The sequence below is a fragment of the Proteiniclasticum ruminis genome (genome assembly GCF_900115135.1).
GTDB classification, from domain to species: domain Bacteria; phylum Bacillota; class Clostridia; order Clostridiales; family Clostridiaceae; genus Proteiniclasticum; species Proteiniclasticum ruminis_A.
The window spans coordinates 1-25,849 of sequence record NZ_FOVK01000015.1 but is presented as its reverse complement, the minus strand read 5'-3'; the positions used below and the strand labels follow the sequence as shown (position 1 = coordinate 25,849).

At 39.0% G+C, this 25,849-nt stretch carries 28 protein-coding genes, 1 pseudogene and 1 riboswitch; of the genes and pseudogenes, 3 read left to right on the top strand and 26 right to left on the bottom strand.

The window, feature by feature from the left end:
• Positions 1–212 precede the first annotated feature (212 nt).
• Positions 213–2,453 (bottom strand): glycoside hydrolase family 2 protein, encoded by a 2,241-nt coding sequence (locus tag BM243_RS13365; RefSeq protein ID WP_074912890.1) that lies wholly within the window; start codon positions 2,451–2,453, stop codon positions 213–215.
• A 71-nt stretch (positions 2,454–2,524) separates the two neighbouring features.
• Positions 2,525–3,934, bottom strand: a complete 1,410-nt coding sequence (locus BM243_RS13360; RefSeq protein ID WP_074912855.1) for an MFS transporter — start codon at positions 3,932–3,934, stop codon at positions 2,525–2,527.
• 194 nt (positions 3,935–4,128) lie between these two features.
• Between BM243_RS13360 and BM243_RS13355 the strand changes: the two genes are divergently transcribed.
• Positions 4,129–5,364, top strand: a complete 1,236-nt coding sequence (locus tag BM243_RS13355) for a helix-turn-helix domain-containing protein (protein WP_074912853.1) — start codon at positions 4,129–4,131, stop codon at positions 5,362–5,364.
• A gap of 70 nt (positions 5,365–5,434) precedes the next feature.
• Here the strand turns inward: BM243_RS13355 and BM243_RS13350 are convergent, their stop codons facing one another.
• Positions 5,435–6,271 carry a prenyltransferase/squalene oxidase repeat-containing protein gene (locus BM243_RS13350; protein ID WP_074912851.1) on the bottom strand — a complete coding sequence of 279 codons (837 nt, stop codon included), beginning with the start codon at positions 6,269–6,271 and terminating at the stop codon, positions 5,435–5,437.
• A gap of 191 nt (positions 6,272–6,462) precedes the next feature.
• Entirely contained in the window at positions 6,463–6,825 is a 363-nt protein-coding gene (locus BM243_RS15430) for a cytochrome b5 domain-containing protein (protein ID WP_074912849.1), read from the bottom strand.
• Positions 6,826–7,206: 381 nt separating this feature from the next.
• Positions 7,207–7,309: riboswitch (purine riboswitch) on the top strand.
• Between the two features lie 219 nt (positions 7,310–7,528).
• Here BM243_RS15430 and BM243_RS13340 point away from each other — a divergent pair.
• Positions 7,529–8,854, top strand: coding sequence for an NCS2 family permease (locus BM243_RS13340; protein WP_074912847.1), 1,326 nt, complete (start codon positions 7,529–7,531; stop codon positions 8,852–8,854).
• A gap of 86 nt (positions 8,855–8,940) precedes the next feature.
• On the opposite strand, the gene BM243_RS13335 is transcribed toward BM243_RS13340, so the two are convergent.
• From BM243_RS13335 to BM243_RS13315, 5 genes are all read right to left on the bottom strand, one after another.
• On the bottom strand, positions 8,941–10,047 hold the full coding sequence (locus BM243_RS13335; RefSeq protein ID WP_074912845.1) for a plasmid pRiA4b ORF-3 family protein: 1,107 nt from the start codon (positions 10,045–10,047) through the stop codon (positions 8,941–8,943).
• Positions 10,048–10,086: 39 nt separating this feature from the next.
• Positions 10,087–10,554: a DUF3788 family protein gene (locus BM243_RS13330; protein WP_074912843.1), complete on the bottom strand. Its 468-nt coding sequence runs from the start codon at positions 10,552–10,554 to the stop codon at positions 10,087–10,089.
• A gap of 24 nt (positions 10,555–10,578) precedes the next feature.
• Complete coding sequence (locus tag BM243_RS13325) at positions 10,579–11,238, bottom strand: hypothetical protein (RefSeq protein ID WP_074912841.1); 660 nt, start codon at positions 11,236–11,238, stop codon at positions 10,579–10,581.
• A gap of 51 nt (positions 11,239–11,289) precedes the next feature.
• The gene (locus BM243_RS13320) at positions 11,290–11,988 is read right to left on the bottom strand and encodes a flavodoxin family protein (RefSeq protein WP_074912840.1); all 699 of its coding nucleotides are present in this window, start codon (positions 11,986–11,988) and stop codon (positions 11,290–11,292) included.
• 179 nt (positions 11,989–12,167) lie between these two features.
• Positions 12,168–12,659 (bottom strand): pyridoxamine 5'-phosphate oxidase family protein, encoded by a 492-nt coding sequence (locus BM243_RS13315; RefSeq protein WP_083422812.1) that lies wholly within the window; start codon positions 12,657–12,659, stop codon positions 12,168–12,170.
• Between the two features lie 221 nt (positions 12,660–12,880).
• Here BM243_RS13315 and BM243_RS13310 point away from each other — a divergent pair, with 221 nt between their 5' ends.
• Positions 12,881–13,399 carry a GNAT family N-acetyltransferase gene (locus BM243_RS13310; protein WP_074912838.1) on the top strand — a complete coding sequence of 173 codons (519 nt, stop codon included), beginning with the start codon at positions 12,881–12,883 and terminating at the stop codon, positions 13,397–13,399.
• Positions 13,400–13,444: 45 nt separating this feature from the next.
• Here the strand turns inward: BM243_RS13310 and BM243_RS13305 are convergent, their stop codons facing one another.
• The 17 genes and pseudogenes from BM243_RS13305 to BM243_RS15340 all read right to left on the bottom strand — a co-directional run.
• Complete coding sequence (locus tag BM243_RS13305; protein WP_074912888.1) at positions 13,445–13,666, bottom strand: YdbC family protein; 222 nt, start codon at positions 13,664–13,666, stop codon at positions 13,445–13,447.
• Positions 13,667–13,754: 88 nt separating this feature from the next.
• Positions 13,755–14,510: a formate/nitrite transporter family protein gene (locus BM243_RS13300; RefSeq protein ID WP_177213530.1), complete on the bottom strand. Its 756-nt coding sequence runs from the start codon at positions 14,508–14,510 to the stop codon at positions 13,755–13,757.
• 395 nt (positions 14,511–14,905) lie between these two features.
• The gene (locus BM243_RS13295) at positions 14,906–15,493 is read right to left on the bottom strand and encodes a helix-turn-helix domain-containing protein (RefSeq protein ID WP_074912836.1); all 588 of its coding nucleotides are present in this window, start codon (positions 15,491–15,493) and stop codon (positions 14,906–14,908) included.
• Positions 15,494–15,725: 232 nt separating this feature from the next.
• Positions 15,726–16,190 carry an immunoglobulin-like domain-containing protein gene (locus BM243_RS13290; RefSeq protein ID WP_074912835.1) on the bottom strand — a complete coding sequence of 155 codons (465 nt, stop codon included), beginning with the start codon at positions 16,188–16,190 and terminating at the stop codon, positions 15,726–15,728.
• Between the two features lie 143 nt (positions 16,191–16,333).
• Positions 16,334–16,855: a hypothetical protein gene (locus tag BM243_RS13285; RefSeq protein WP_074912834.1), complete on the bottom strand. Its 522-nt coding sequence runs from the start codon at positions 16,853–16,855 to the stop codon at positions 16,334–16,336.
• 26 nt (positions 16,856–16,881) lie between these two features.
• A complete protein-coding gene (locus BM243_RS13280; protein ID WP_074912833.1) occupies positions 16,882–17,217 on the bottom strand; it encodes a hypothetical protein in 336 nt (111 codons plus the stop codon).
• A gap of 1,034 nt (positions 17,218–18,251) precedes the next feature.
• Complete coding sequence (locus tag BM243_RS13275; RefSeq protein ID WP_143093599.1) at positions 18,252–18,971, bottom strand: hypothetical protein; 720 nt, start codon at positions 18,969–18,971, stop codon at positions 18,252–18,254.
• Between the two features lie 462 nt (positions 18,972–19,433).
• On the bottom strand, positions 19,434–19,967 hold the full coding sequence (locus tag BM243_RS13270) for a hypothetical protein (RefSeq protein ID WP_143093598.1): 534 nt from the start codon (positions 19,965–19,967) through the stop codon (positions 19,434–19,436).
• Between the two features lie 493 nt (positions 19,968–20,460).
• A complete protein-coding gene (locus BM243_RS13265; RefSeq protein ID WP_074912830.1) occupies positions 20,461–20,733 on the bottom strand; it encodes a hypothetical protein in 273 nt (90 codons plus the stop codon).
• The gene (locus tag BM243_RS13260) at positions 20,730–21,107 is read right to left on the bottom strand and encodes a hypothetical protein (protein WP_074912829.1); all 378 of its coding nucleotides are present in this window, start codon (positions 21,105–21,107) and stop codon (positions 20,730–20,732) included. Before BM243_RS13260 ends, BM243_RS13265 begins: the two co-directional genes overlap by 4 nt.
• 312 nt (positions 21,108–21,419) lie before the next feature.
• Positions 21,420–21,734 carry a hypothetical protein gene (locus BM243_RS13255; RefSeq protein WP_074912828.1) on the bottom strand — a complete coding sequence of 105 codons (315 nt, stop codon included), beginning with the start codon at positions 21,732–21,734 and terminating at the stop codon, positions 21,420–21,422.
• An 84-nt stretch (positions 21,735–21,818) separates the two neighbouring features.
• Positions 21,819–22,115: a hypothetical protein gene (locus BM243_RS13250; RefSeq protein ID WP_074912827.1), complete on the bottom strand. Its 297-nt coding sequence runs from the start codon at positions 22,113–22,115 to the stop codon at positions 21,819–21,821.
• A gap of 160 nt (positions 22,116–22,275) precedes the next feature.
• Positions 22,276–22,878: a hypothetical protein gene (locus BM243_RS13245; RefSeq protein ID WP_074912826.1), complete on the bottom strand. Its 603-nt coding sequence runs from the start codon at positions 22,876–22,878 to the stop codon at positions 22,276–22,278.
• A 126-nt stretch (positions 22,879–23,004) separates the two neighbouring features.
• The gene (locus BM243_RS15510; protein ID WP_074912825.1) at positions 23,005–23,367 is read right to left on the bottom strand and encodes a hypothetical protein; all 363 of its coding nucleotides are present in this window, start codon (positions 23,365–23,367) and stop codon (positions 23,005–23,007) included.
• Positions 23,368–23,467: 100 nt separating this feature from the next.
• The gene (locus tag BM243_RS13235; protein ID WP_074912824.1) at positions 23,468–24,976 is read right to left on the bottom strand and encodes a beta-barrel domain-containing protein; all 1,509 of its coding nucleotides are present in this window, start codon (positions 24,974–24,976) and stop codon (positions 23,468–23,470) included.
• Positions 24,973–25,440: an AraC family transcriptional regulator gene (locus BM243_RS13230; protein ID WP_074912823.1), complete on the bottom strand. Its 468-nt coding sequence runs from the start codon at positions 25,438–25,440 to the stop codon at positions 24,973–24,975. Before BM243_RS13230 ends, BM243_RS13235 begins: the two co-directional genes overlap by 4 nt.
• 176 nt (positions 25,441–25,616) lie before the next feature.
• Positions 25,617–25,849: pseudogene (locus tag BM243_RS15340) on the bottom strand (AAA family ATPase); the annotation flags it as partial.

Here is a 25,849-nt window from a genome sequence, read left to right as displayed (position 1 = left end):
GAATCATTCTTGATTTTTCTGACGACTACCTTATTCGGCCTGCTTCTTGAGGATCTATACTGCTCATCTGAACTCTTCTGCTTTTAGGAGATGAATGCTCAAAAAAGAGACCCTGTCAAAAGAAGAGTTCTTCTTTTGATAGGGTCTCCATTCTATCTTAGAGGGGACAAACCTCGTGGATGGTGATCACATAGATCGGTCATTAAATATTCCTACAGATGATCCGGCTTCTTTATTGTATTCAGTTTTGCGTTTAGGTCCAGCAGATCTTCTTTTGTCAGATTGACCCCCATCATGCCGATCATGCCGCTGAGGCGAAGCACTGTAAATCCGCCCAGCATGCTCATCATGGATTCATTCATCTCAAATCCCCCAGCTACTTTGTCTCCTTCTTTAGGCAGAAGTTTTGAGAACAGCCCCATGAAAAGTGCGCCACCTTGGGGTGTCTTCAGAATATCACTGATTTTGTCATTGAGGGAGAAGTATCCTTCTAGGATTGTCACATCAAACCAGTTGAGGATGGCATTCTTTTCTTTCAATCGGTAGGATTCATCAAAGGTATCCACTTTTCTCAAGAAGCTTTCATCCCGAAGATTTCCTGCAATGGCCACGAGCTCCGTTTCACCCACATTCGGCACCTCAAAGTAGAAGAAGTATTTCCCTTCCTTGCTTCCAAGAGATACACCATTCACAAAGAGCTCCACGGAAGGCGCATTGGAGTACACCGTCACCTTGGTCACATCTTCCACCCGGTTCACATATCTTTTGCCGCAGATATGGACAAAAGGCTCATCGGAAAGCCATGCCTTGTAGGCATAGAAGGCATCCTTCTTGTACTTTCTGTCAAAAGTCACAAGCCCTTTATGGTTCTGACCGTTTTCTCCACCTTCACTTCTTGCATCTGCGCCAAAGTCAAACATATTCCATACGTGAGTGGCCCATAGATACTTTCTTTCATCAAACTGCTTGATGAGTTCTTCATGATAAAGAGCCTGATACTCTTCGGTATAATCTCCCTGCACAGGATCCGAAGTATGCCAGTCGAGGCCTTCACAGCCATACTCAGAGCATCCGATGGGGATATGGGGATGCATTTCGTGGAACTTGTCAAACCAAGGTCCGTTCATAGACGTATCGCCGCCATACCATCCAAAGTAGTGATTATAGGACACCACATCCGGAATGTTGATATATGGACTGTCCATGGGACAAGGGGAGACAGCTGCAATGACTGTAGGTCTTGTCTTGTCCATCTCATGACAAAGGTCGTTCAGGATATGATGGTTCTCCAGAAGATCCGGATCCGAATCCCCTTTCATGGTGATTTCATTGGAAAGACCCCAGACCACGATGGAAGGATGGTTATAGCACTGTGCAATGAGCTCCTTCATCTGAGAAACTGTGTTCTCACGCCCCTTTGGCATATGCTGGGAAATATAAGGAATTTCAGCCCAGACCACCATACCTCTTTCATCACAAAGATCATAGAAGTACTGGTCATGCTGATAATGGGCAAGTCTTATGGTCGTAGCGCCCACTTCACAGATGAGATCCATGTCTTCTTCATGATGCTCCGGTAGAAGCGCATTTCCAATGCCCCATCTGTCCTGGTGTCTGGAGACGCCTCTTAAGAGGTACTCTTCTCCATTCAGAATAAAGCCTTTCTCCGCATCAATCTTAAAGGTTCTGCAGCCAAATCTTGATGAAACGGCGTCTACGGTCTCTTCTCCCTGTAGAAGCTCTGCCTTCATGGTGTAAAGATAGGGATCTTTTCTTCCATGCCAAAGATGCACTTCTGGAATGGTAAGTGTTACCTGGGTCTCTCTAGAAAATGAAGAAACCACCTCTTTACCTTCCTGATCGGAAATGGTATATTTCAGAATCTGATTTTCCTTAAAACTGCTGATCCAAGTCTCTACAGTCACTTCTGCGTTCTGTCCTTTTACTGTGGGGGTGACTTTAAGTCCTGAAGCCCCATAAAAATCAAGACCAAAATGGGAGTCTTTGACACAGATGATTCTCACGTCCCGATAGAGTCCACCGTAAAAGGTGAAATCTGCAGCTTGTGGGTAAACCCGGTCATTGGCTTCATTATTCACGGTAACCGCAAACAGGTTCTCCCGCTGAAGACTCTCTGTAATCTCCACTCTGAAGGTGGAATAACCGCCATCATGGTGCGTCAGATGCTTTCCGTTGAGGTAGACATCTGCAGAGGAGTTTGCCCCCTGCACTTCCAGATAGTACCTGTCTGCTTCAGGAAGATCCATTTTATCCAAGGTCTTTGCGTAGTAACCTGTTCCGCGGTAATAATCATTCCCGCCATCTTGGCCATCTAAAGCATTCCAGCTGTGGGGGAGGTTCACCCAGTTCCAATCCATTGGAATCACCTCTGGAATCCTGTCCGCCTGCTTCGTAAATGCCCATTTTTCATTGAAATTATAGTATGTTCTCATTACGTCCTCCTTTGTGTTCGCATGGAAAGGCACTTTCATCGCCTTTCCTCCTTCTGTTGCATTTTATTCTCTTATGCACGTCTTTTTTCAAGATCGCTGTTCATCTCTTCCAGTCTCTTCTTATCCAGATTGTAGATGAGCCCAAGCCCTGTAAAGGATAAGACAGCACTGACGGTATATAAGGCTGCCACGAGGTATCTCATATTCAGCGCAACCTCCATGGTCTGATTTCCTTTGTTCGCTTCCACATAACCAAAGCTAACCATGAGAACCAGGGCAAGAGCCGGTCCAACCCCTTGCGCCAGCTTTCGGAAGAAGGAATGAAGTGAATAGGTAACCCCTTCTTCCCGGACACCATTCTTCCATTCATTATAGTCGATGGCATCCCCCATGAGCGCCCAGGAAACAGTGGAATAGATGCCCATACCCAAACTGTTCACCAGCTGACAGACAACATAAATCATAAGTCCAGTAGCATCTGGTGTGATGGGCAGAACCAGCATCCCGATACTGGCTACGAGGCTGCAGATGGTTCCTACCACAGAGATTTCCTTCTTTCCATACTTCACCACAAGCTTACGGGCAAGTGGTGTAAAAATCATGATGGGAAGGAGGGAGAACAGCGAAACCACTCCGGAGATCCTGGCGTTCTGAAAATAGGACTGGAACAGCACCTGCACCGCAGTGGCAGCTCCCTGCATTCCAAGGAACAGTCCCATGGCAGCTACAGTTGCCCCCACTGCAGGCCTGTTTTTCATGAAATTGCCCATGGCTTTCACGGCATTGAACTTTTCTTTCTTTTCGTTCAGGGTAATAGGCTGTTCCACACGGATTTCCGTATTGCGGATCATGAACTGGAAAGAAATAAAGCCGATGGCTCCCATGAGAAGAGCTGCAAAGAACACTCTTTCTCCCACGATGTTGTTACTGGAGTCATAAATGAGAAACGGAAGAATCGCAATTGGAACCAAATTCCCAAAAATGGAACCTACAGACCGCCAAGCGGATAGAGATGCCCGGTCTGCCGGCTCACTGGAAATGAGCGACAGAAGGGATCCATAAGGAACATTGGCAATGGTGTAGAAGGCATCCCAGATCACATAACCGAAGATGAATATAATAACCTTCGCTGCTTTTGGTGCGCCAGGAAGCGGGATAAAGCAAAGTGCTCCACCTACGATAAGTCCTACAGAGCCTGTAAAAATATAAGATAAGAACTTGTTTCTCTTGTACTGTCTCTGGTCTGCATCGATGATGGAGCCGATGAGCGGATCGTTTATGGCATCCCAGATCTGCACCACAATGAGAAGCGTTGCATAAAGAATCGAATCCATCTGCATGAACTGTGTCCAGAATATGGCCATGGTTCCCTTCAGCGCAAAGCTCATATTGCAGCCAAAATCTCCTGCTGCATAAGCCAGGCTGTCCCGTATCCCGAATTTCCGGTGACCTTTTTTATCCAATACTACTTTCTTTTCCATTGGTAATCCCCTTTCTTTTGGCAGAAAACTCTTCCTTCTGCTTTTCACATTTATACTACCAATGATAACGTTTAATCGTGAGTATTTTTTTCAGATGTTTTCGTATTATTTTCAGATGTTCCTTGTTTTTCGTAAAAATCCCCATCATACTAGTAATCATAAACTTGTGCTTTATAAAGGAGATGTGGCTTGCTATGGAGTATGATCGTGAACTTACTTTCTACCTGAATATACTGAAGAAACTCAATGTGAAGTATTATTTTCTGAGTGACATTTCATTCCATGATGAGTCACTGGATCTAGGCATCAGACATTTCTTAAATCGTCCTGAGGAGTACTTTTATACCTTTAAAGAGCTTCCGATGAAATCCCAGCCCAACACCATCTATAAGCTCACGGACCAGTATCTCTGCAATTATATTTACTTCATTTTGCCTGATAAGAAAAATACATTTCTTTTCATAGGTCCGTATCTTAAAACACAGATCACACATAACCATCTTCTTCAGGAACTGGAAAGACTCCGCATTCCTCCACACTTATACAGCCAAATGGAGGACTACTATGGCATGATTCCCGTTTTTCAAGATGACCGGGTCTTTATGTTCTCACTAAATGCCATGGCAGAAACGCTCTGGCGTGGCAGTGATTCTTTTGCATTAATTGTTGTACAAGAAGATACCGTGTTTACAAATCCCGCTGATGTTGAAGAAAATAGTCCTACGGTTCAGGATACGCTGATTTCTATGGAGTACTTGGAGCAGCGCTACCAAGTAGAGAATCAGCTCCTACGTGCTGTTTCTTTAGGACAAACGCATAAGGCCCTTCAAATGCTGACATCCTTCAGTGAACTGGCACTCAAAAAGAGAGTCTCTGATCCATTAAGAAACGCCAAAAACTACTGCATCATCATCAATACTTTACTGAGAAAAGCTGCGGAGAATGGCGCAGTGCATCCTCTATACCTGGATAAAGTGTCCTCAGAATTTGCTAAGAAAATCGAACTCATGACGGATTTATCTTCCGTCATCCCGCTCATGACGGATTTTATCACTGCGTACTGCAGACTCGTGAAGAAGCATTCCTATGATAAGTACTCTCGAACGATTCAAAAGATCTTAGTCTCTGTGGATGCAGACCTCACTGGAGATCTTTCTTTGCATTCTTTGGCAAAGCTCCACGCCATGTCTCCTGGCTATCTCTCTACACTGTTCAAAAAAGAGATTGGAAAAACACTGACAGACTATGTGAACGAGCGTCGCATGAAACATGGCGCACAGCTTCTCACCACCACAAATCTTCAGGTCCAGACCATCGCTCAATACTGCGGCATTTCGGATGTGAACTACTTTTCCAAAACATTCAAACGCTATTATGAGCATACTCCCACAGAGTACCGTAAACTCAATCATGTCAGCGTCATAAAATAGAAAAAAGGACATACAGCTGTGTTACGGTGCAGCGGATGTCCTTTTGTATCACTCAATTTGAACTTCTTTCTTATTGGTGTTTTAGATTCTTAAGGATTTCATTGTATTTCATTGTGGCAAGTGCACTTTTCTCGCCTTTCTTGCAGAAGGAAAGCTTTGAGAGCTTGGGAACTGATCTTTCTACAACAATTTGTCCATCTTCTGTTTTGGATCTCAGCTGCGATAGTGCATCCAGAAACCTGGGATCTCCTTTTGCACAATCATAATAAGAGAGAACATAGACATAATAGAAGAGATTATAAGTCCGAAAAGGATACTCCACCTGACTAAAAAGAGTGCCAATGCCATAATGGCAGGGACCCAAGGGCAGCTTCGTGGTCCAGTGACGTAGAAGAAACTCTATTGCCTCATTCAGTTCCTCTTTTTGATTGATCCATGTCGTGTATCTGAAGGCATCTAGTGCAATCAGTGTGGGAAAAGGATTGGAGAATTCCGTCTCTGGTCCATGGCCATAGCTGAATTTTTGGCATCGCCATCCTCCATCCTCGTGCTGTATCTCTAGCAGATGCTGAAAGGTTCTCTGCAGTCTTCTGTCCTTTGCATATCCTAGACGACCCAAAGTATTCAGTACATGAATGGTCTGGCAAGGATAGAGGGCGCCTTTGGGATACACTTGAAACCGGCCATCTTCTCTCCAAAGGGAAAAAAGGAGATCAGCAGCTTCCATCAATAGAGGCTCCTCTGGCTTCATGCCGATTTCCAGCAGATACTGCACAGATTCAATCAGTGAAAAAGGGGATCCTTTCAGAATTCTTTTATCTTCGCTTGTCCAAAGATCCCCTCCAAGATCATATCTATGCGCACATATTTCCTCCAGATCTTTACGGTACTTTTCAGAAACTGACATCCACTTGGCACCTTCCTTTCTCGTGGTCCTATGTTAAATTCTATTTTCCATTTCGTCATGCATTTGTTTTCAATTGAATCATAGAATTTCTTGCTTTCATTCTAGTTCCAGTATGTTGAAGAATCAAGAAGCAGAAAAAAGAAAGCCTTGGCGCCCTTCACGGGAGCATCCAAGACTTCTAAGGTGTATCATCAGTTTTCTACAAGTTTACCAATGGCAGGGACATTCTCCAGTGCACTGATACCGTGAGGAGAATCTTCCATGATTTCCTTGGTCAGATCCTGACCTGCCTGATTTCCATTATGGTTTCCATCCTTCCATGCAGAGGAATCTGTAACATCATAGATGATGCCATCCACAGCAACATAGGCTTTGTTTCCATTTTTGCCGTCAAAGGCACTGAGTTCCTCCAGTGTAAGCATCAGTTCTTCCTCTTCTCCTTCTGCTGGTGTCTCTTCCGGAGTTTGAGGTTCTTCACTTGGTGAGCTGGAGCATCCTGCAATGACAAAAGATACGCTGAACAGCATGAGTAAAAGTACTACAATCTTCTTCATATTAACCTCCTTCAAATGCTTGAAAGCATTGCGATAGCGTTAGGTTCCACAAGATATCCTAAAAGCAATCCGTTCAATCCTGCAGTGAAATCATTATACAATATCCCTTGGACTTTGAGCGTAAATCCATGATTCTTATACAAATATTTCACTGTGTATTCATTATCTTCATATTCAGGCTAAATGACCAAAAGGCGAATGTTGAGTTCTCTTTAAGCTTTCTAGATAGATAATAGGATCGGAAGAATGGCAGATATCCTTGGATGAGACACTCTGAACAGACGCACCAGAACAACCACACACCAAAAAAAGACGAATATTATTCTCTTTTTGTTAAAAAACGTTTGACCATATACCGATCATTTGGTATTATGTACCTAAGAATTGAATATAGAGAAAACTCATATAGTGTCCGATAATGTGGTTCGACAGTCTCTACAGAATGACCTTAAATCATTCTACTATGAGTGAACATGTCTTTTTGAACTGGACTTTCTATCCTTTAGAAAATACATTCAGATGACATGGACTTATTTCCCTGCCGCGCCAACAAAGAGAAAGCCGGACGGATTGGTTTCACTCACAAGACAACCTACCGCCGAGCTCTATTTTTTTGCAATTATTCTACCATCCTAATGTTTGGGCACTGAAAAGAGATCTCAATTTATGTTCTAAAATAACGATTTTTAGGAGGCAACAAAACATGAATGAGTTCTTCAAATTGAAGGAACACAACACCACAGTCAGAACTGAAGTTATCGCCGGACTCACTACTTTTGTCACCATGGCATACATTCTGGTTGTAAATCCCGTCTATTTATCCGTGGCAGGTATGGATTTCAATGCTGTATTTATGGCAACCTGTATCTCTGCTGCCATTGGTACCCTCATCATGGGTCTATATGCCAAACTCCCCTTTGCTCAAGCTCCTGGTATGGGTCTCAATGCATTCTTTGCCTATACTGTGGTTGGTGCTCTGGGATATACCTGGGAAGCAGCACTGGCTGCTGTATTTCTTTCCGGAATTTTCTTTATCATACTGACCGTCACTGGATTCAGAAAAGTCATTGTGGAAGCCATTCCAAACTCTCTAAAACACGCCATTGGCGCTGGTATTGGTCTTTTCATCGCATTCATCGGATTCCAGAACTCAGGAATCGTTGTGAACTCAGAAGCAACCCTCGTCACCATCGGTGACTTCACCGAACCAACCGTTCTTCTTGCGGTCATAGGACTTGTGATCACAGCAGTGCTCATGGCTAAAAAAGTACGTGGCGGCTTGCTTCTTGGCATCATTGCCACCACACTCATCGGCATCCCCATGGGTGTTACGGATACCACCTTCAACAGTTTCTCCTTGAACATCATGCCTACACTGGGGAAGGCCTTCACTCCTGGATTTGCCCAGCTCTTCAATATGGAAAATGGCCTCGTAGCCATGCTGAGCAGTGTATTTGTAGTGATTCTTTCCTTCATGCTTGTAGATATGTTTGACACCATTGGTACCCTCATCGGTACTGGCGCCAAAGCAGGTATGCTGGATCAGGACGGAAAGCTCCCAAATATGGAGAAAGCGATGCTCGCAGATGCCGTTGCTACTTCTGCTGGTGCCCTTCTTGGTACCTCTACCGTTACTACTTATGTGGAATCTGCAGCAGGTGTTGCAGAAGGTGGAAAAACAGGTCTTACCGCTGTTACTACAGGTGTGCTTTTCCTTCTGTCCATCTTCCTTGCGCCTTTTGCTCTGATGGTTCCAGCCCAGGCAACTGCTCCTGCCCTCATCGTTGTAGGTGTCCTTATGATGACTACCATCAAGAACATCAACTTTGATGACTTTGAGGAATCCTTGCCCGCATTCTTTACTCTGGCTATCATGGCATTCACCTACAGCATCTCCAATGGTATTGCTGCAGGACTGATTTTCTACCCTATCACAAAGCTTGCTACCGGAAAGACCAAAGAGATTCATCCTCTGCTTTACTTCCTGTTCATCGTCTTTGTCCTTAAGCTTGCTTTCTTGCCAAGATAATTTCATTATAAACCCTATAGAAACTCCCCTGTCAGGCATTGCCAACAGGGGAGTTTTCCTTTTTCAGTCCATACATTTTCGAAGCTTCAATAGATGCGCAGAAGTCTGGGGCGTTTTTCCCAATCGGCCAGTTCAGGCTTCCAGTAGGGATTCCAATGGAGAAGATCTTCATATCTTGGATGAGATGGATCTTTTTTAGCTTCCAGGAAATCTTGAAAACCTCCGACACCTCCCACATCTTCTGGTGGAGTTTTTCCTTCTAACTCCAGAAGAAAAGGAAGACTGCCATCATAGTGTTCATGTTCCTTCAGAAAAGTGATCTGATGTTCCCAATAGTCGCCAAAATCATAGACATAATTGATTTCTCTTATCTTTGGCATGAACTCTGAAAGAATACGGCCTTCCATCGTTTCATCCTCTTCATGGTACTCAAGATCCTCTTCCCTTGGCACAATTCTCTTGATAACTTTTCCAGTTTTCTCGTCCTTCATCTCAAATTCAAAGAGATGGTAGTCCTGCCATCCAAATGCACTTTGTATGACCCTATGGAGATTTTCAAAACTGATGTCTGAAGGCACGAGGACTCTTCTTTTCACCTGATAGATTTCAAGGTCCAGTGTGATCTGGAGTTCAAAAGCTCTGGTATCATAGGCTTTCATTCCCGTAAGTTTCTGAAGTTCTGTAACCATGTCCATGAAAGGTACATGGATAACATCCTTGCTGGATCCTGCTTTTCTAAAAGTATTGTGGTTCACCAGTGCACCAAGGGTATCACTGTAGAAATTCGGAACATGGGCATAACTATCCGCAATGGGGATGGAAAGATCAATTCCTGTCTGGGTCATCCAAGAGGTGATCTGGCGGTTGCTGTTTTTTGCATAGACAAAGCTCCCTGAGAGCCTCAAATATTCTTCTACCATCTCCGGATTGAGATTCATCGCAAGCATGGTTTTCCGGATACCTTCCACAGCTATGCGCTCGAAATTCTTCAGATCTTTTTTCTTCACCTTATAAATTGCCACTGTGAATCTAGTAGCGTTATTTATGAGAATCAGAAGCTCCTCGGTCTTTCTGTCACTCCAGATTGTGGTCCAGTTTGCTGTCCAGGTGAAGAGTGGACTGATGGATTCATCAAAGGCTTCTGGCTTTTGTTTTAAAGCATCTGCAAGCTTTTTCGTTAGTGCGATCTGCATATAATACCTCCACATTCAGTTCGTTTTAGCATTGGGTCTTTATCTCACGGCTTTCCTAAATGAAAGCACTTTACTTAGATCCTCCAGTGTTTCTTTGGTATAGACTTCAAAAACAACGGGGAAAAACCTTAGCTTTTCGCCAAGTTTTCGGGTTTCAGCGATCTCTTTCCTAAGATTCTCTTTCATAGGAAGGTTCATCATATTCTCTTTCTCCCGGTCTGGCACATATACCGTCACTTTGAAAAACCCGTCCCAGATGGACAGCCAACATACAGTTGTTTCTTTTCTTCCACCTCTAGGACCAGTCCAGCCATAGATTCCTTTTCCAAGCCATGCTTGGCCATCTTTATAAAACTTCCAGTTTAGCCGGATGTCCTCTAGGTTCAGCCCTTCAAGAAATTGGCAGTATATCCCATATGTATTACCAAGCGCTTCTTTCAGCACTTCCTCTGTGGGTTCCGGTAAGGGGGTTCGCAGGAGCTGCAGTTTTTTAGAATCAACATTCAAAAATATCCCTCCAATACTCTCTCTCTACTTCTTCATTTCTTCCACTCGCTTTACAAACAGTACCGCTTTTTTCGCCACAGCTTTCCTCTCACTATGTAATTGCTTCTTTGCAAATTGCAGTATTTCTTCCTGATGCGCTGACTGGTCATAATACTGCTCAAAACATTCGAGCACCTTCCCACATACAATGGCATTGCATTCCGGAGAGGGCTCTCCCTTGTGAACATAGATGATCTCAGGTACTGAAAGAAGCTTCTCTGTGATGATTCCTTCAAACTGAGGCAGTGCATGAACTATTTTCCAGGCATTACCACCTGCATTGCCTGCGGTAATCATTTGTGGATCTTCTAGAAGAGAAAGATAAGCCTCAACATAGGAAAGCTGATTTTCCTGTTCTACATATCCGGCAAGATTTGCCATGACAAAAATCCCATCCCATTTGATGAAGCTGTTCTGATGATGGATCCAGGAAAAGATCTCATCCATGTGAGGCTTGAGCACTTCAGGGTGTTCCTCGCTGATGAGCCTTATGATTTTTGAGGCTTTATACTTCAGGCTGGACTGCTCCTTTTTCACAAACTTCACCACAAACTCCAGGTCCTCTTTTTTCTCCGCGAAATCCAAAGCCATCTGTTTGTAGTCTGGGTTCCCATCAAGGCTCAAAATCAGATCTTCCTTTTTCATACAATCCCCTTCTTATGATCTTGTACACAACCTAGGAAACTTGCTTCACTGTCAGCTCTGCCAAGGTCGAACCTTTCCCAGCCAACCTTCTTTTTCCCAATAGTTTTTCTCGGAGATACTTGCACCTCTATTCCCTTGCTGCATCTTTCTCATCATAAGGAAAAAAACCTTTGTCTTCATCCCTGCTTTGGGGTGATGGTTACGCTGAAGACTTCTTGCAATCCGGTCCGTTCTTTTTTCGATCTGTGACTTCTTCTGATCAGAAACTCCTGCCCAGTTCATCGCTTGCACACCGACGCCATAGGTTTTGATTTTGGGTATCCCCCAGAAGAACAGCGCATTAGAGATATCTTTCAAAGCATGTCTCATTCCGCTGCCAGCAGCGGTTGTCACCACCACAGCATTTTTTTGGAACATGACTTTTCTGGGTTTATGGACCATCCAGTAGCTGAACGTCAGATCCAGAAAACTCTTCATGGGTGCAGAGGCTCTCATACAATAGGTTGGTGTTGTGAAAATAAGAAGATCCGCTTCCTCCACTTTATCCATCATCTTCTTTTTCTCCCCATAGAAAGGACACTGGCTTTCATCTTCAATGCACCGGTAGCATCCAACACAGAAATGATTGAGATCTCGCGGCAGAAAAAACTCTGTCACTTCTTTCTCTCCTGGCAGTTTATTCTCAATCATTCTTCCAATATGATACGAACTTCCTTTATGATTTTGGCCATGGATGAGAACTATCTTCATTTTTATCACCACCTGTTCAACTTTGTGCTTTTCACTTCTAGTATACGCAATTTCGCCAAAGAATCTACATATCCAGTATTTTTTTCATACTTACAGTAGGAGTATGAGGGAAAAAATGGGAAGAGCAGAAATTACAAGAAACCACTGAAAAAGTATCAGCGGTTCCTTCTGTCTTTATGTTAGAAATCTTTGGGTTTTTTTCTTTCTTTTGCTGTGATCTCGAGAACTTTCACTCTTACTACTTCCACAGAAAGTGCCATCTCCTCACTCATCTCAAAGGATCTGCCTGTCTGGTGGAGCATCAGATGCTCTAGTCCTTTCACTTTTTCTTCTGGGTTCTCCACAATATCTGCACTTCCTCTGGCTATGACAGAGGAAAAGGTGGCTCCATATCTGCAAGGAACATCCCCGCCGGAGACTATTTCCACATCTACATCCAGTTCGATGCATACATTGGGATTGTCTCTTATCAGATCCAACTTATGTCCTTCTTTTGCAGAGTGCATATAGAAGATCAGATCTTTTGTTTCAGAATCATACGTATACCCGAAATGAAGCGGAACAATATAAGGATACGCACCATCAAATAGTCCAAGACGCAGAATCTTAGCTTTCTCTATTATTTTAAGAATGTCTTCAAACTCCCGTACTTCCCGATCCGTTCTTCTCATATTACTCTCCTTTGTATTCATATCTCAATTTCATCAGCCAGATAGAATTCTTCCCGCCCTTCATAAGGCTCTACCTCCTCACAAATCATGCCGTAAGACTTCATAACTCTATAGCGGCTTGAGTTTAACACTTTTTTTCTTTGCCATTGTATGACAAATGAATGTTTACTAGTTGTATTCTATTATCTTATAATTGAAAAGAGAAAGAAAGAGGTGTCCTTATGAGTATTATTTTCAGACGAATGAGCATGGAAGACGTGGAGAGTGTGTGGCGCATGTTCCAGGACATCAGAGAAGAGAAGATTGACATGTCCTTTGCCGAAATATCCAGTATAGAAGAGGTTACATCCTATGTGAACAATCCCTCAGAGCTCACTTATGTGGCCGTTTCAGAAGAAGATCCTCATACTGTGCTCTGCCTCATAAAAGGAAAGCGTGAGATGACGGAAGAAAAAAAGCATGCGGTCTTCCTGTCCGCAGCTACAGCCCGAAGCGCTAGAGGAAGGGGCCTTGTTTCAAAACTCACAGACTATGCTTTGAATGAGATGAAGCATGAAGGCATCACCATCGCGAGAATCTATGTCTACAGCAATAACATCTCTTCCATCAAAGCCATCCAGAAGATGGATTTTACACACGCTGGAACCGTGCTCATGCATCATAAAGATCGTGCCACCGGTGAATTCGTGGACGACTTGATTTTCCATAAGATCCTAAATTTAAAAAGCAAGGCATTCTAATTTTAGATTAGAGTGCCTTGCTTTTTCAGCAGCTTTATTACAATGTTAAAGGTCTAAATCATTCAAGAGATCACGAAGTTTCTTCATCTCTTCTACGCTCAATGTTACACCTTTTCCCATTTTCTCATGTTCAGGTGACCAGTCTCTGATGTCATACTTTGGCTCTCTGTCATTCCAGCTGATGAGGTTCACTTCCTTTGACCAGCCCCTGTTGTTTTCTGAAAGTATGCCTAAGGTTTCTTTGATCTCATACTTGATATCTGCCACAATCCTCATTCCTTTCATCTGTAAGTGATTCTTAGTATATACACTTTTTATGAAAAATCAACGTAATCGCTGGCTTTTAGAGACAGGTCTATGCAGCCAGTTCTTTGTCAATGTAGTAATTTGCTCCAGCAATTATCACTGCGCCACCAACGAAATTCCCAATCGCAACCACCACAAAACTAATTAGAATGCCAGATACAGTAATATTAGCTCCATTGACAAATGCCATGACCAGATAGAACATGTTGGCAACAATATGTTCTGTGCCGCTGAGAACAAAAACAGCAATCGGGAACCACACCGCGAGGATTTTCCCTGCTACTGTCTTCGCACTGTAAGCCATCATCACCCCACTGCAGACAATAATATTACACAAAACTGCACTGATGAACATTTGTCCAACGGGCATTGTTGTTTTTGCTATGGCACTATTGGAGATTACTTCAATCATATGTTCACTGAAGATTCCCGCTCCTGTGCTGAGCAGTGCGATGATCACTGCACCAACAAGATTTGCTGCGAGTACTGTAGTGAGCATCTTCATAAATCTGCCCATTTTTACAGATTTTTTATACACACTGAGAATCGCCATACAGTCACTGGTAAAGAGTTCGCTTCCCAAAAGCAGTATTGCAATAATACCTGTTGGGAAAATCAGCGCTCCCAAGAACTTTCCCACACCTGGATCTTCCGTATAAGCTACCAGTCTGAAATAAGCGATTGCACCAATCGCGATGAACATTCCTGCTAGAATCCCTTGAATGACCAGCGCCTTAATATTTCTTTCTGTTTTGCTCACTCCGGCATGTTCAATGTATTCCATGATTTCTTTAAAACTTTTCATTACTTCCTCCAACATTCTTCCTGTATACTGTTTTTTTGTTTCTTTTTCTCTTCCCCATGAGATCCTAAGAGTACTAGGATCCGCTTCACTTTTGTTTTGTTGCTATCTTTTTGTGGTCTCCTTCCTATGATTTTAAACAGTGACATTTCTTTAATAATGGCAATTGAAACTAGGCCTAAACGCAGTTCATCATCGAAACACTTTAAACAGTAAAATGTTTCGATGATGAATTAAATCTAGATTATAAACCCTACATGACAAACTCTCTGTTAGGGTTCTTTTCTTCAGCGTTTCTCCTGCATTTACACAATCGCATTCCATTATACAGTATGAAAGAGGAGGAGGTCAACAAAAGCATCTGATTTCCAAGAGTATTTAACCGGTACCAGGTACCGCTAAAACAGCTTCCTGCTCGATTTCTTCAAATAATGTTCAAAAGAAGGATATCTCATAATTATCTTCTCTTTCATATAAGGATAGACTATGATTGCTATTCCCAACAAAGCAAACGAAACACATAGCACAATCAGCCACTCTAGATTATTATGCTCAATAAATGCAGATATCCCTGTCGTTATCCTGGTTGAATTCTCATCTCCTGCGATTGCCGTATAGATTTTTACTGGAAATATGGAACTCAGTATTCCTATGATGAGTACACAAAACAGACCCATTAAGGAAAGGGAGATTCCCAAGTAGTTGTTAGAAATACCCAAGAAACCTTCACTATTTTGGGGCTTCTCTTCAAACGTTGCGGTATCATTCTCATGAACCTCAATATCGTCTATTAACAAATAATCTATGGAAACATGGAACAGTTTGCTGAGCAGAATGATATTTTCTGTGTCAGGCAAGGAGCTGTCTAGCTCCCATTTTGATACAGACTGCCTTGATATGGTTAGTTTTGTTGCTAACTGTTCCTGTGATAGACCATTTTGTTTGCGTAGAATTTGTAGTTTTTCTCCGAATGTTATGATGACCACCTCCGGTATTTATGTTTCCAGTATGGAGTCTAAAATAGATATAATCTACCAAGTTGACTTTGAACCTACGCAACTGTCAGTTGCATCACTAAGAAAAGAGAGAGTTTGCATCTCTCCCATCTATACAATAACGACTTCATTCTATCATTCACTTCCAACGCTTCGGATATAGTCTTTCAGATCATCGATACCAGTGTACATTCTTGATATCTTGTCATCTGCATGACGATCCTCACTCCACTATTTCAAAAACTTGAGAAACGAAGAAATATTCATTTCCAGGTTCTTCTTCCTTTCTAATTTCATTATACTTTGAAAGATTGAACTCTTTTACGATCCGATATTTCCCGGGTTTTACATTCTTCCAGTATTCAAGATGAATTTGGTACTCCTCTTGACTATTGGGCGGGAGATGATATAGCTCTGGCGTAACTTCTGCATCTACAACAGTTTCCACTTTATACCATTTCCCTAATCGATCTCTTTCAAACTCAAACTTCGATCCAAACCAGATGCTCTGATCTGTGCCGTTAACAAGCGTATAATTAATAACATTATTGTTTTGGCGAACATCAGTGATTTCTACCTCGCCTACTGAATTCATTTCCACACGATCGTATCCTGATCTTTTCCAGCCACTACATCCGGTAAAAATAGTGATGATGATTAATGAAAAAACAATTATTCCTTTTTTCAAATATATCCCCCCATCATTCTGTTGCTACATAGCTATGAGTCATAATAAAACACTCTAGTTTATAATAGAGTTTCATTAACCATAACGGGAATAGAATGTCATCTCTACCTCTTATTCAGATGACTCAGAAAGTAAATTCCTATTTATCTCTCTATTCCTAATGCATCATAATAGTCTTCAGAAAACGGAATCGTTGAATAGTCAAAATTAGCTTGTAAGCTTTTCACATATTGATACGCATTTGGCTTGACTTCGATTCCAAATTCCGTACGCAAGATATTCAGTGCAGCTTCTTGTGCTGAATATCTATTCCCTTCCTCTAATTTCAGCAACTCTAAAAACTGTTCTTCGCCCATCCAGCAAATCTGCTCTAACGGACTAGTATCTTTACAGAAAAGCACGAGTGATAAAAACTCCTGAAAGTTACGCGCAATTGGCTCAACATAATGTTCACCACATGGCATAGGGCTAACAGCAAATACCATGTCAAAACTAATAGATGGAATAAAGCAAAAAAGTATCCCATCAACACCTAACCAGCCGATAACTTCTGCGTCAACTGGGGTACAAAAATATGCCATATCACTTTCATTCCAACCTAATCCTATAGAAGCCTTAGCAAATTGAAAGGCTTGGAAGCGCTTAAATAGATTATTATTTATCATCTCATTGACCTCGTTAAATTAGAAATTTACATTCCATAATGAATTACATATTTTCCTTTATCTTTTGCCTGATTAGCCAATTCAATCAAAGAAGAAAGTTCCCTTTTATTTTGATACAATAAAATACTTGTAAATTCTTCCATAGATCTGGGAGGTATAAGGGTAATACCACAATAAGCAAGACCTTTTTCTGCTGTTTTCAGGGAATGCCAATAGCAATCTACTCCTTGCAAATCGATGATGATTGGTTCAATGAAATCATCATCAACCGCAATACAATTGTATTCTTGTGGTTCATAAGTATCGTAACGTTCGTTAACCAATGGTTCCTTTTGCATAATACCAAATTCGTGTTTCGCCACTATTGTTACACCTCTACAAATTCTGATTTATCGGTCGCAAGCCTATCTCTAATTATCTTTATCATATTAAATCCATATTATATTTATAATAATTATATAATATCAGATTCTCTCCTAGCCAGCGTGATCTCGTCAACTCACCCCATTATGATAGTAATTTTATAAACTAACTATCTTTTTAACATTAATACCATCAACTCAGTAGGCAAATAGTAATAATGTCCACTCAACCCAACATTAAAGGGGTTTTGGATATGTTCTTACAACTATATTTCTGTAACCCCGAACCCAGCTTGAATATGAGTTCAAAATCACGGAAACCCCTTTATATCAGGCACTTTTACACTCTTACTTCTCTATCCTTGACATCAATACTACCGTCTCAACATGCACTGAGAGGTCAGGATAGCTATCGAAATCACCTACATAGAATTCATTTTTATAAATAGTCGTGCGCGGGAACATATCAAAGATTGGTTTTCCTCTTTGGAAACATATCATAAGAGAGTTAGCTGATTTTCTTATGTGTGTATACGTTGGTATTAGACTTGAATACATCCCTTGTTTTTAGAAGACCGTCTCCAACAGTTACTATGGCCTAAGGTATATTTGCTTAGCAAATAGCTTTTAACTGAGTTGAAAATTCTTTTTCTTCATGCTCAATTAAACTGATTATTCAATTATTTTGATGAAAGCTCTTGTCATAATACTTATGCTTACTGTTTACAATTAACTCAAGGCCAACTATAAAGAAAAGTACATACTCAAGAAAACTCAATTCTGATATTCCTAATCGATAAATAAATAAAATGCAAAGAGAAACAAACGACGCAATCGTTAATATCTTGGTCATACTTCTGAAAACCCCTGTTCCCAATCAAGAATTGTATCGCTGTGGTTCCTACACCTTGAGTTGCTATCGTTACACAAGCTGCAACTAATCAAAATATTTTACACTTCGAAACTCAAAATATTTAATATCAAATTAACGTTTCAAAAAGCACTTTACTTCATAGCGATTTTCTTTAATTCTATTAGCCTTTGATAAAAATACTCTTCTCCAGTTTAGTTCGATAACTAAAGATTGTTTTTCGATTTGAGTCAAAATTATGATAAATAGAAATTTTACTGTTTTTTCCATTTATATAATCTATATAAGGATATAAAAAATCATAACTTTCACCAGCCCTGATGTGATCTTCAATGATCATATTTATATGTTTATTGAAGATCTCTAAATAGTAGCTATTTTCACACTTCAAAGATAGCAATCCAATTAGTTTTATTACATTAACGATAGTGACAATCTTTAACATCACAAACTCATTATTTTCATACCGTTTCATCAATAACTCATCCAACTTATCACTGTTTAACCAGCAGCTTCTTTCATGAATACTTTGTAATAAATAATTTTCAATAATATTTAATGTTTCGAGATCAAGCTCCCCCTGATATAAAGCCAAATAGTTAGCATAATCTTTCGCATCCAGTTCCTCAATGTTAGGAAAGCTATAAAGATATTTTATAAAACTATTTTCTTTATAAATATATTTCAATCCCTTCCATGTAACTCCATCACTCAAAATTTTCTGAATTTCTACCGCTATATAACTAATTGAAAAAGCTAATGATAAATCATGCATAAATAATATGTCTATGAATATGAATATCAATATATATGATATTGCATCAGATATGGTATTAATTAGTAATATTTTTTTCAAGCTAGTTTTTAATTTTGCATTGTCCATTACTTCATTCTGAATATGAAAAATCAGATTTAAGGGCATGATATCCCGAACAGTTTCAGGATTCATTAATAGAACGATAGGCTTGAAGTTTATTCGTTCATCTATAGTAAAAGGATAGAAAATATTATATTTTATTTTAATGTTTGTGAATATTCTTACTAATATATACTCTATGATCGTACTAAATATTTTTATGAAATAAAGAATAAATATTGTCAACAATAAGCATAGCCCGATATTTGTTAAAGTTAATCCTGACCTGTTATTAGCTATGTTAAGTAACATAACGTAAATCGGCCCCATTACAAGTAAAAAGCAAATAACCAAGATATTTTTTTTGTGAAACAGTTCAACATTATATATAATCTTTCACTCCTCTAAAATTTGGTGTTCCTATGAACTAAATCAACAAAAACTGATACCATCAGACCTGTTAGAAGATATGCAATATTACTAGAAGGATTAATAACTATTACGAATACTAAAAAACCAAATAATATTAAGAACTTTAATAATGCGATTCGAAATTCTTTTTTTTACATCATTATTAGTACTAGAGAGAATTAACCTGTTATATAAGTTCCTAAGTGTAATCATTTCTCCTAAAAACATTATAAGCAGCAAAGCGATATTATTAAGATTGTTTGGATTCATTAAACCTAATAGAAAAAATAGAATTAACAATTGCCAAGCATTCTTTATGAGCATTACATCACCGACATGCTGTCGTGTTTTAGCGATTTGATTGATACTTTCTATCGTTATATTTTCTAATATTATTTGCTTGTGTACCTCAAGTCTATTAACTAGATTCGCAATACTGATTGATAGTAAAATCAAAAGCAGAATCCAGAATTTATCTGGACCCCAAATATGAGCAATTTCAACCACAAGAATAAGTTGGAGCATTTTAAAGATACCATCCAAAGCAATTCTAGAGCTTGAGATATTGTACCCCATTCTTAAGTATGAGTTTGGAAATCCAGATATAATCATAGATACGATCATCGAGATTAACAGAATAAATAGCAATATTTCACTCCCATCAAAATAACTGATTATCAACAATGAATAAAGAGACAGCTCATATATTATATTCGAGTGCAAGTTAACATTAAACATATAACACCTTTTCTTTAAAATAATATTTTTGAAATTAACAAATGTTAAGTCGTGTCATTATATACAACAACATGACTTAGCATTTTTATTTATATACTTAAATATATTTTATTTATATTGTACTGATGTATTCACACCAATAGGATCGTTAAAAATATTCCAATTATATGTAAATGTACTACCTTGATGTGTAGCTCCCATTAGTGGATAGCATATAGCGCCAGTATTTCTACAGCTTTTTAAAGTGCGAGTATAAGCAGGCCTTCGCTCCCTCCATTATGGTCCACTTCAAAAAGCGGTTACACCCATCCGATTATTGACCGCTTTCTTTAATCCTTGGTTGAACTAGCAGCCCTGCTAATATCAATTACCAAAACAACATCACCTGAAGTACTACACCGATTAAAGTTAAAGTAGCTAAAATACCTATCAGAAGAATTGGTTTTGTTTTGAGTAGATTAGTAATTGAATATTTATTTTCAGGTTTAAATGCACTGTTCAGAAAAGCAAAAAATGCAATCATTAAAACAACATTTTTCCCAAAGTCAAATGCAGGTTTTTCAGGATATAGTCTAACCTGCATCAATAAAATCGTTCCAATCGCTAAAGTTATGAATACTAGTGTCTTTTTATTTCTCATATTGGTTTCACATTATGAACACCAAAGCCGAAAATTGACCAAGATCGGTGTTGGAATCCGTAGTCTTTTGCTAATAAATATATACCTAAAGTAAGGGCTCCTAAATTAAGTGCTGCTCCAAGAAGCGATCCACTCGCTCCAAGTGCAGAAAGAATTGCTGCAGCAGCACCTATAACTGTAGCTCCTGCTACAGAGTATGTTGCAGTTTTAACTAGTAAAGCGGCAGCAGATTTATACCACCCACCTATACTCAGCAAAATGTTATTGAGCTCATTTGCAGCTAACCATCCTCTAACAGTAGTCCATCCTCCATCCAAATACATCATTTCTTCTTCTTCAATTTCTACATAGTTTCTTGGTAAAACCATTTCCATGATTTAACCTCCTTCTCATAATTATTATTTTGAAACAGTGTTTTTGATCGAATCACTTCTCCTCCCCTTCTTTTGGATTACCAGTTAATGTTGCTATTTTGGGAAGAACTATACAATATTTAATTTCTTTCGTATCAAATGTTATCTGCTAAATAGCTAAATTTTTATCTTTTTGATATTGAAGCAAAAAACTCAAGAGCAATTATGAAGAAAAGTATATACTCAAAAAAACTCAGTTTTGATATTCCTAATCTATAAATAAATAAAACACAAAGAGAAATTAATGCAATAATTGTCAACATCTTTCTCATATTAAAAAATATCCCATGTTCCCAACGCAAATATTACTGTTGCACCTACACCTAGCGTTCCTATTTTAGCCCAAGTTGGAAGTAATACAAACGCAACTTTAGCACTTGTACCAGTTTTTGCTACTAATGCCCAAAACCCGATACCAGGGTTATCCTTTATAACTCCACGGATAAAATTCGCTACGCCTGCCATTCCAGCCACTGCTGCAAGTCCAGTGAGATTTTTGCCTACTTGCTGAACACTCCATCCTCCATCCAAATACATCATTTCTTCTTCTTCAATTTCTACATAGTTTCTTGGTAAAACCATTTCCATGATTTAACCTCCTTCTCATATATCGACCCTTGACATCAATACTACCGTCTCAACGTGCTAATACAAACATATTTGCAAGTTACTCTACTTAATATTCTTTTCGAGGTTAGCATAATTTTTATTCTTGCCAACTAGTATTGCTTGAACTATCCACCAGGTAATAAAATATATTACACCTAGGATGGTTAGATATGTTAACATCTCATTAGTAGTGCGATTTTCAGTCGCAATTTCATAACCTAATAATCCGAAATAAAAAGCAGCAATTACTATAGTTAAATCAACAAGTTTTTTCCCTTTTTTCATATCTCTTTTCATGCTTATAAATAATATAATTGGAGCTATTAAAGCGATAATTATATCAAAAAGAATTTTCCCCATACATACCACCTTTATTATAGTTTTTATATTTTCGACGAAGAATCATGATAACCTTTTAATTAACTTGCTTCTAATATACTGAATGGAGTATTCCCTTGATAAAGACAGTCTGAATCACCCTGTACCAGGGTGATTCTCATGACCTATCCTCCATTGATACCTAATTTTTCTTTATTATAATAAGCAGTAATAATTCAATGGAAATTATACCTAGTAGCCAAAGAAAATCCCCTCCGGTTGCAATCCATACAGAAATCGGATAAAGGAGCAAAATCGTAAATTTAAAGATCTTAAAGTTTTTGCCTAATATTTTTTTATAAGTTTTACTTCCTATTGAAAGCTTATAATACTCATCAATTAAATCATCAGTGAAACTGTAAAACAATTTATGTTTATATTTATTATATATTCCAAGAAATGCAAATTCTAATGTTATAAAAATAAATAAAATGATTATTATGAATTTTCGATATGAATCAGTCTGAGGAATGAATAGCATTAATAAAAAATAAAATGCGATTTTAATTGAAAATCTAAACCAATATATTAATAATCCCAACGGCTTGGTAGGTATTACCTTATAATTATTCAACGTCAAAGAATATATTAGCAATAATAAAACGGATATAAACACCCCCATTGTCAGCAAGATCGAAGCGCTTTGATAAAACTGTAATTCTCTTAGAATATAGACTAGTAGATAATAGAAAGCAACAAAATAAGTTTGATTATTTTCAAGTTCATATGAATAGAGTTTTTTCATTATGATGCTCCTTAAAATACGCTATGTTATTCTTTAATAAGGTTTTCTTTTCTTATATAATTTAATCCAATATATGTAAAATTCAATAGACCAGAATCTGCTTCTGGTCTATTTCGGAATAACTAATTACCTAGCAGAAAAGGATAGTTGCGGTAATCCATACCACCATCCAACGGTGATATCTAGACCCCTTCTTCGCATAAGAGCACTCACAAAGGCTGGGGCAATAGAACCTGCAGTTGATACAATATATGCAGCTCCTACCAGTGCGATTATGTTCCCGCCTGGTATTGCAGCTAATTTAGCTGCAATAAATGTAGCACCCAACTTAAGCGCGATAGTTGCAGCTGGTATTGATTGATGCGCAGTCATCCCGACTACGGAAGCAATAGACTGTACGGTGCTATGACTTACATATAATCCCCCATCCAAATACATCATTTCTTCTTGTTCGATTTCAACATAATTTCTTGGTAATACCATTTCCATGATTTAACCTCCTTCTCATAATTATTATATTGAAGCAGTGTTTTTGATCGAATACTTCTCCTCCCCTTCTTCATCTGATTAAAACACTTTACTAGAATATCTAGTTTCTAAAATTAAGCATTCCAAGAATCCATTGTAAATAAGATTCCTCATTGTAGACGACTCTTGCCTCTACTGGCATAGATCGGAGTAGTTCTAAGACTTCTCCATTCTTACTTTCCAATTCACTTTTTTCAAGCTCTACTTTAATACGGTATAGAACACTAACGCCTTCCTGAGATTCATTCTGTACTGTTCCTGGCTCAATAAATTTTACTATTCCAGAAAGTGTGCCAAATCGGTATGTATTGATTCCTGAAATTGCTACCTTTACAGGTTTCCCTTCTTCTATTCTGCTTCTGTCCTGCGCATTAACATATGCATCAATGTACATACGTTCATCTTTGTTTGAGATTTCTCCGATAATTTGACCTTGTTGTACCGGCATGCCAATGGAGGTAGGAGTAAAGTAATGTAGTTTCCCAGTATTATTCGCTAAAACATAATGAATAGCATCTTGGTCTAACGCAGCAACATAGTTTGATTCCAACTCTGTAAGTCTCGATATGGATTGATTTCTTGTCTGTCCTAACTCACTTAGTAGCTGAAAAAGTGTCTGTTCTGCTTGGGAATAGGGGGATTCCAATTGTCTCTTTGTTTGTCTGATCTCTTCTTCTATACCTTCAATAGCAGACTTCGCTATGTCTATCTCATTCTCTTTTTCTAGCTTTTCTCCCTCTTTTCTTGCCTTGCGATCTTGTAGATCTACCATTTCTTCCTCAATTTCTATAATATTTCTCTCCAGATCTTCCAATATGGATGCGGCTTCTTTCATCATTTCTGTTTTTACCGATTCTTCTTTCAATGCATCTTCTTCATATTCCTGGTTTTGTAGGGCTTCAATTTCGTCTTTCTTACTCACTCTTTTTTCTTCAATATTTTTTTTATCAATTCCATTATTTTTAATAGAGTCATTAATCGAATTAATCTCATTTTCAATCTCTTCCACTTCAGCTCTCAAAATCTCTATCTTATTTTTTTCAGTTTCCAACTCCTGTACTTTTCCCTGTAAATCTTCTTCTGTTACTTTTTCTTCTCGTTCTTCATTGTTAACAATATCCAAGTAGTACTCAACTTTTGCATAGTATTCTAATTCCCTACCTTCATTACTAAGTTGATTCTCTCTCTTTTGTAAAGAGGCTTCATATTTGTCCAGCAATTTTAGTGTAAGCTGAAGATCTTCTATCTGATTTTGAATAACCGAAGCTTGGATTCCTTCGTTTCCTGATGAAATTGAGAGGATTACTTCTCCCTCTTCCACTATGTCTCCAGATTCTTTTAGTATTTCCCTTACTACGCCATGTCCTTTTGAGGCGATATATCCAGTACCTTCTATAGCTACCTGTCCTTGTGCTCTGACAACATAAGGCCTTTTCACATAGTTTGCAATATAACTCAAAGTAATAAGTAACACTATCATAAAAATAATAAGATAAAGCATAAACCGTGGTGGTACTTTATCAAAAAAAATTCTGGAATCTCTTAGATCTTCTTTTTTGAACAACTTCATAACTGAACCACCGGCTTAAAGAAATCAATTGTTACCTTGTCTTCTTTTTCTTCCAAGAAAACGTTCAACATACTACCATCTGAGATGAGTTCCTCTTCATAGAAGTATAGGTCTAGTTTTGAATACGCAAAATGAATATCTTCTGGCTTTCCTTCATACCGAAGATACACTGAGTGCGAATATTCCACTCGCTCCTTCACGGCATATACATTCTTGTATTGCATGTAATCATGAGCTTGCATCATGATCTGATAATCTATCGTAACAGTTCCGTCATCATGAAAAACACTTCCAGATGTTCGCGCCACTAATGGCCCAAAAGTTTGAACTTTCAACATCTTAAGTTCATTCATGAACTTAGTGATCTCTTGATCAATCTTCTCTATTGGTATGTTATCAAGAGTTTTAACTAGTACGTTCTTTAGTACTAATTTTTTGTGTTCTTTAATCTCTAGCTTACTCATATACAACCTCCTCATTGTCATCAAATGATTCTATTTCTATATTAAGATTCAGTCCACTTGTCGATGTGTGCCCTATCTGGGTGTTAATGACTTTTTATAATGTCCAGAAACTGACGGTGTTTACTGTCCATAAATTGCTGGTAGAAATGGCAAGCTTGATAGGCTTGCCATTTGTTTTAGCTTAATTCTCCATTGATTACGATCTTTACCATATGGTCATCGATAATTCTTTTCCCATTCTGGTATCCATAGATGAGAGAACTGGTACATACCTTGTTTACGAGTCTGGAAGAGCCTCCTGAGAACCGGTAAATTATCTCAATCGCCTCATCCGTAAAGATATCTCGGTCGGTTCCTGCGTAATTTAGGTGACACCTCAAGTACTCGCGTACTTGGGAATGATCCATAG

Excerpts from the sequence above, each read along its gene's own strand:
- BM243_RS13245 (WP_074912826.1), bottom strand. The coding sequence starts at position 22,878 with ATGAAAAAACTCTATTCATATGAACTTGAAAATAATCAAACTTATTTT.
- BM243_RS13315 (WP_083422812.1), bottom strand. The coding sequence starts at position 12,659 with ATGAGAAGAACGGATCGGGAAGTACGGGAGTTTGAAGACATTCTTAAA.
- BM243_RS13300 (WP_177213530.1), bottom strand. The coding sequence starts at position 14,510 with ATGAAAAGTTTTAAAGAAATCATGGAATACATTGAACATGCCGGAGTG.
- BM243_RS13260 (WP_074912829.1), bottom strand. The coding sequence starts at position 21,107 with ATGGAAATGGTTTTACCAAGAAACTATGTAGAAATTGAAGAAGAAGAA.
- BM243_RS13285 (WP_074912834.1), bottom strand. The coding sequence starts at position 16,855 with ATGATAAATAATAATCTATTTAAGCGCTTCCAAGCCTTTCAATTTGCT.
- BM243_RS13265 (WP_074912830.1), bottom strand. The coding sequence starts at position 20,733 with ATGAGAAATAAAAAGACACTAGTATTCATAACTTTAGCGATTGGAACG.
- BM243_RS13235 (WP_074912824.1), bottom strand. The coding sequence starts at position 24,976 with ATGAAGTTGTTCAAAAAAGAAGATCTAAGAGATTCCAGAATTTTTTTT.
- BM243_RS13340 (WP_074912847.1), top strand. The coding sequence starts at position 7,529 with ATGAATGAGTTCTTCAAATTGAAGGAACACAACACCACAGTCAGAACT.
- BM243_RS13355 (WP_074912853.1), top strand. The coding sequence starts at position 4,129 with ATGGAGTATGATCGTGAACTTACTTTCTACCTGAATATACTGAAGAAA.
- BM243_RS13270 (WP_143093598.1), bottom strand. The coding sequence starts at position 19,967 with ATGATTATATCTGGATTTCCAAACTCATACTTAAGAATGGGGTACAAT.
- BM243_RS13325 (WP_074912841.1), bottom strand. The coding sequence starts at position 11,238 with ATGAAAAAGGAAGATCTGATTTTGAGCCTTGATGGGAACCCAGACTAC.
- BM243_RS15510 (WP_074912825.1), bottom strand. The coding sequence starts at position 23,367 with ATGGAAATGGTATTACCAAGAAATTATGTTGAAATCGAACAAGAAGAA.
- BM243_RS15430 (WP_074912849.1), bottom strand. The coding sequence starts at position 6,825 with ATGAAGAAGATTGTAGTACTTTTACTCATGCTGTTCAGCGTATCTTTT.
- BM243_RS13320 (WP_074912840.1), bottom strand. The coding sequence starts at position 11,988 with ATGAAGATAGTTCTCATCCATGGCCAAAATCATAAAGGAAGTTCGTAT.
- BM243_RS13365 (WP_074912890.1), bottom strand. The coding sequence starts at position 2,453 with ATGAGAACATACTATAATTTCAATGAAAAATGGGCATTTACGAAGCAG.
- BM243_RS13255 (WP_074912828.1), bottom strand. The coding sequence starts at position 21,734 with ATGGAAATGGTTTTACCAAGAAACTATGTAGAAATTGAAGAAGAAGAA.
- BM243_RS13335 (WP_074912845.1), bottom strand. The coding sequence starts at position 10,047 with ATGCAGATCGCACTAACGAAAAAGCTTGCAGATGCTTTAAAACAAAAG.
- BM243_RS13350 (WP_074912851.1), bottom strand. The coding sequence starts at position 6,271 with ATGTCAGTTTCTGAAAAGTACCGTAAAGATCTGGAGGAAATATGTGCG.
- BM243_RS13310 (WP_074912838.1), top strand. The coding sequence starts at position 12,881 with ATGAGTATTATTTTCAGACGAATGAGCATGGAAGACGTGGAGAGTGTG.
- BM243_RS13360 (WP_074912855.1), bottom strand. The coding sequence starts at position 3,934 with ATGGAAAAGAAAGTAGTATTGGATAAAAAAGGTCACCGGAAATTCGGG.
- BM243_RS13275 (WP_143093599.1), bottom strand. The coding sequence starts at position 18,971 with ATGGACAATGCAAAATTAAAAACTAGCTTGAAAAAAATATTACTAATT.
- BM243_RS13250 (WP_074912827.1), bottom strand. The coding sequence starts at position 22,115 with ATGGGGAAAATTCTTTTTGATATAATTATCGCTTTAATAGCTCCAATT.
- BM243_RS13230 (WP_074912823.1), bottom strand. The coding sequence starts at position 25,440 with ATGAGTAAGCTAGAGATTAAAGAACACAAAAAATTAGTACTAAAGAAC.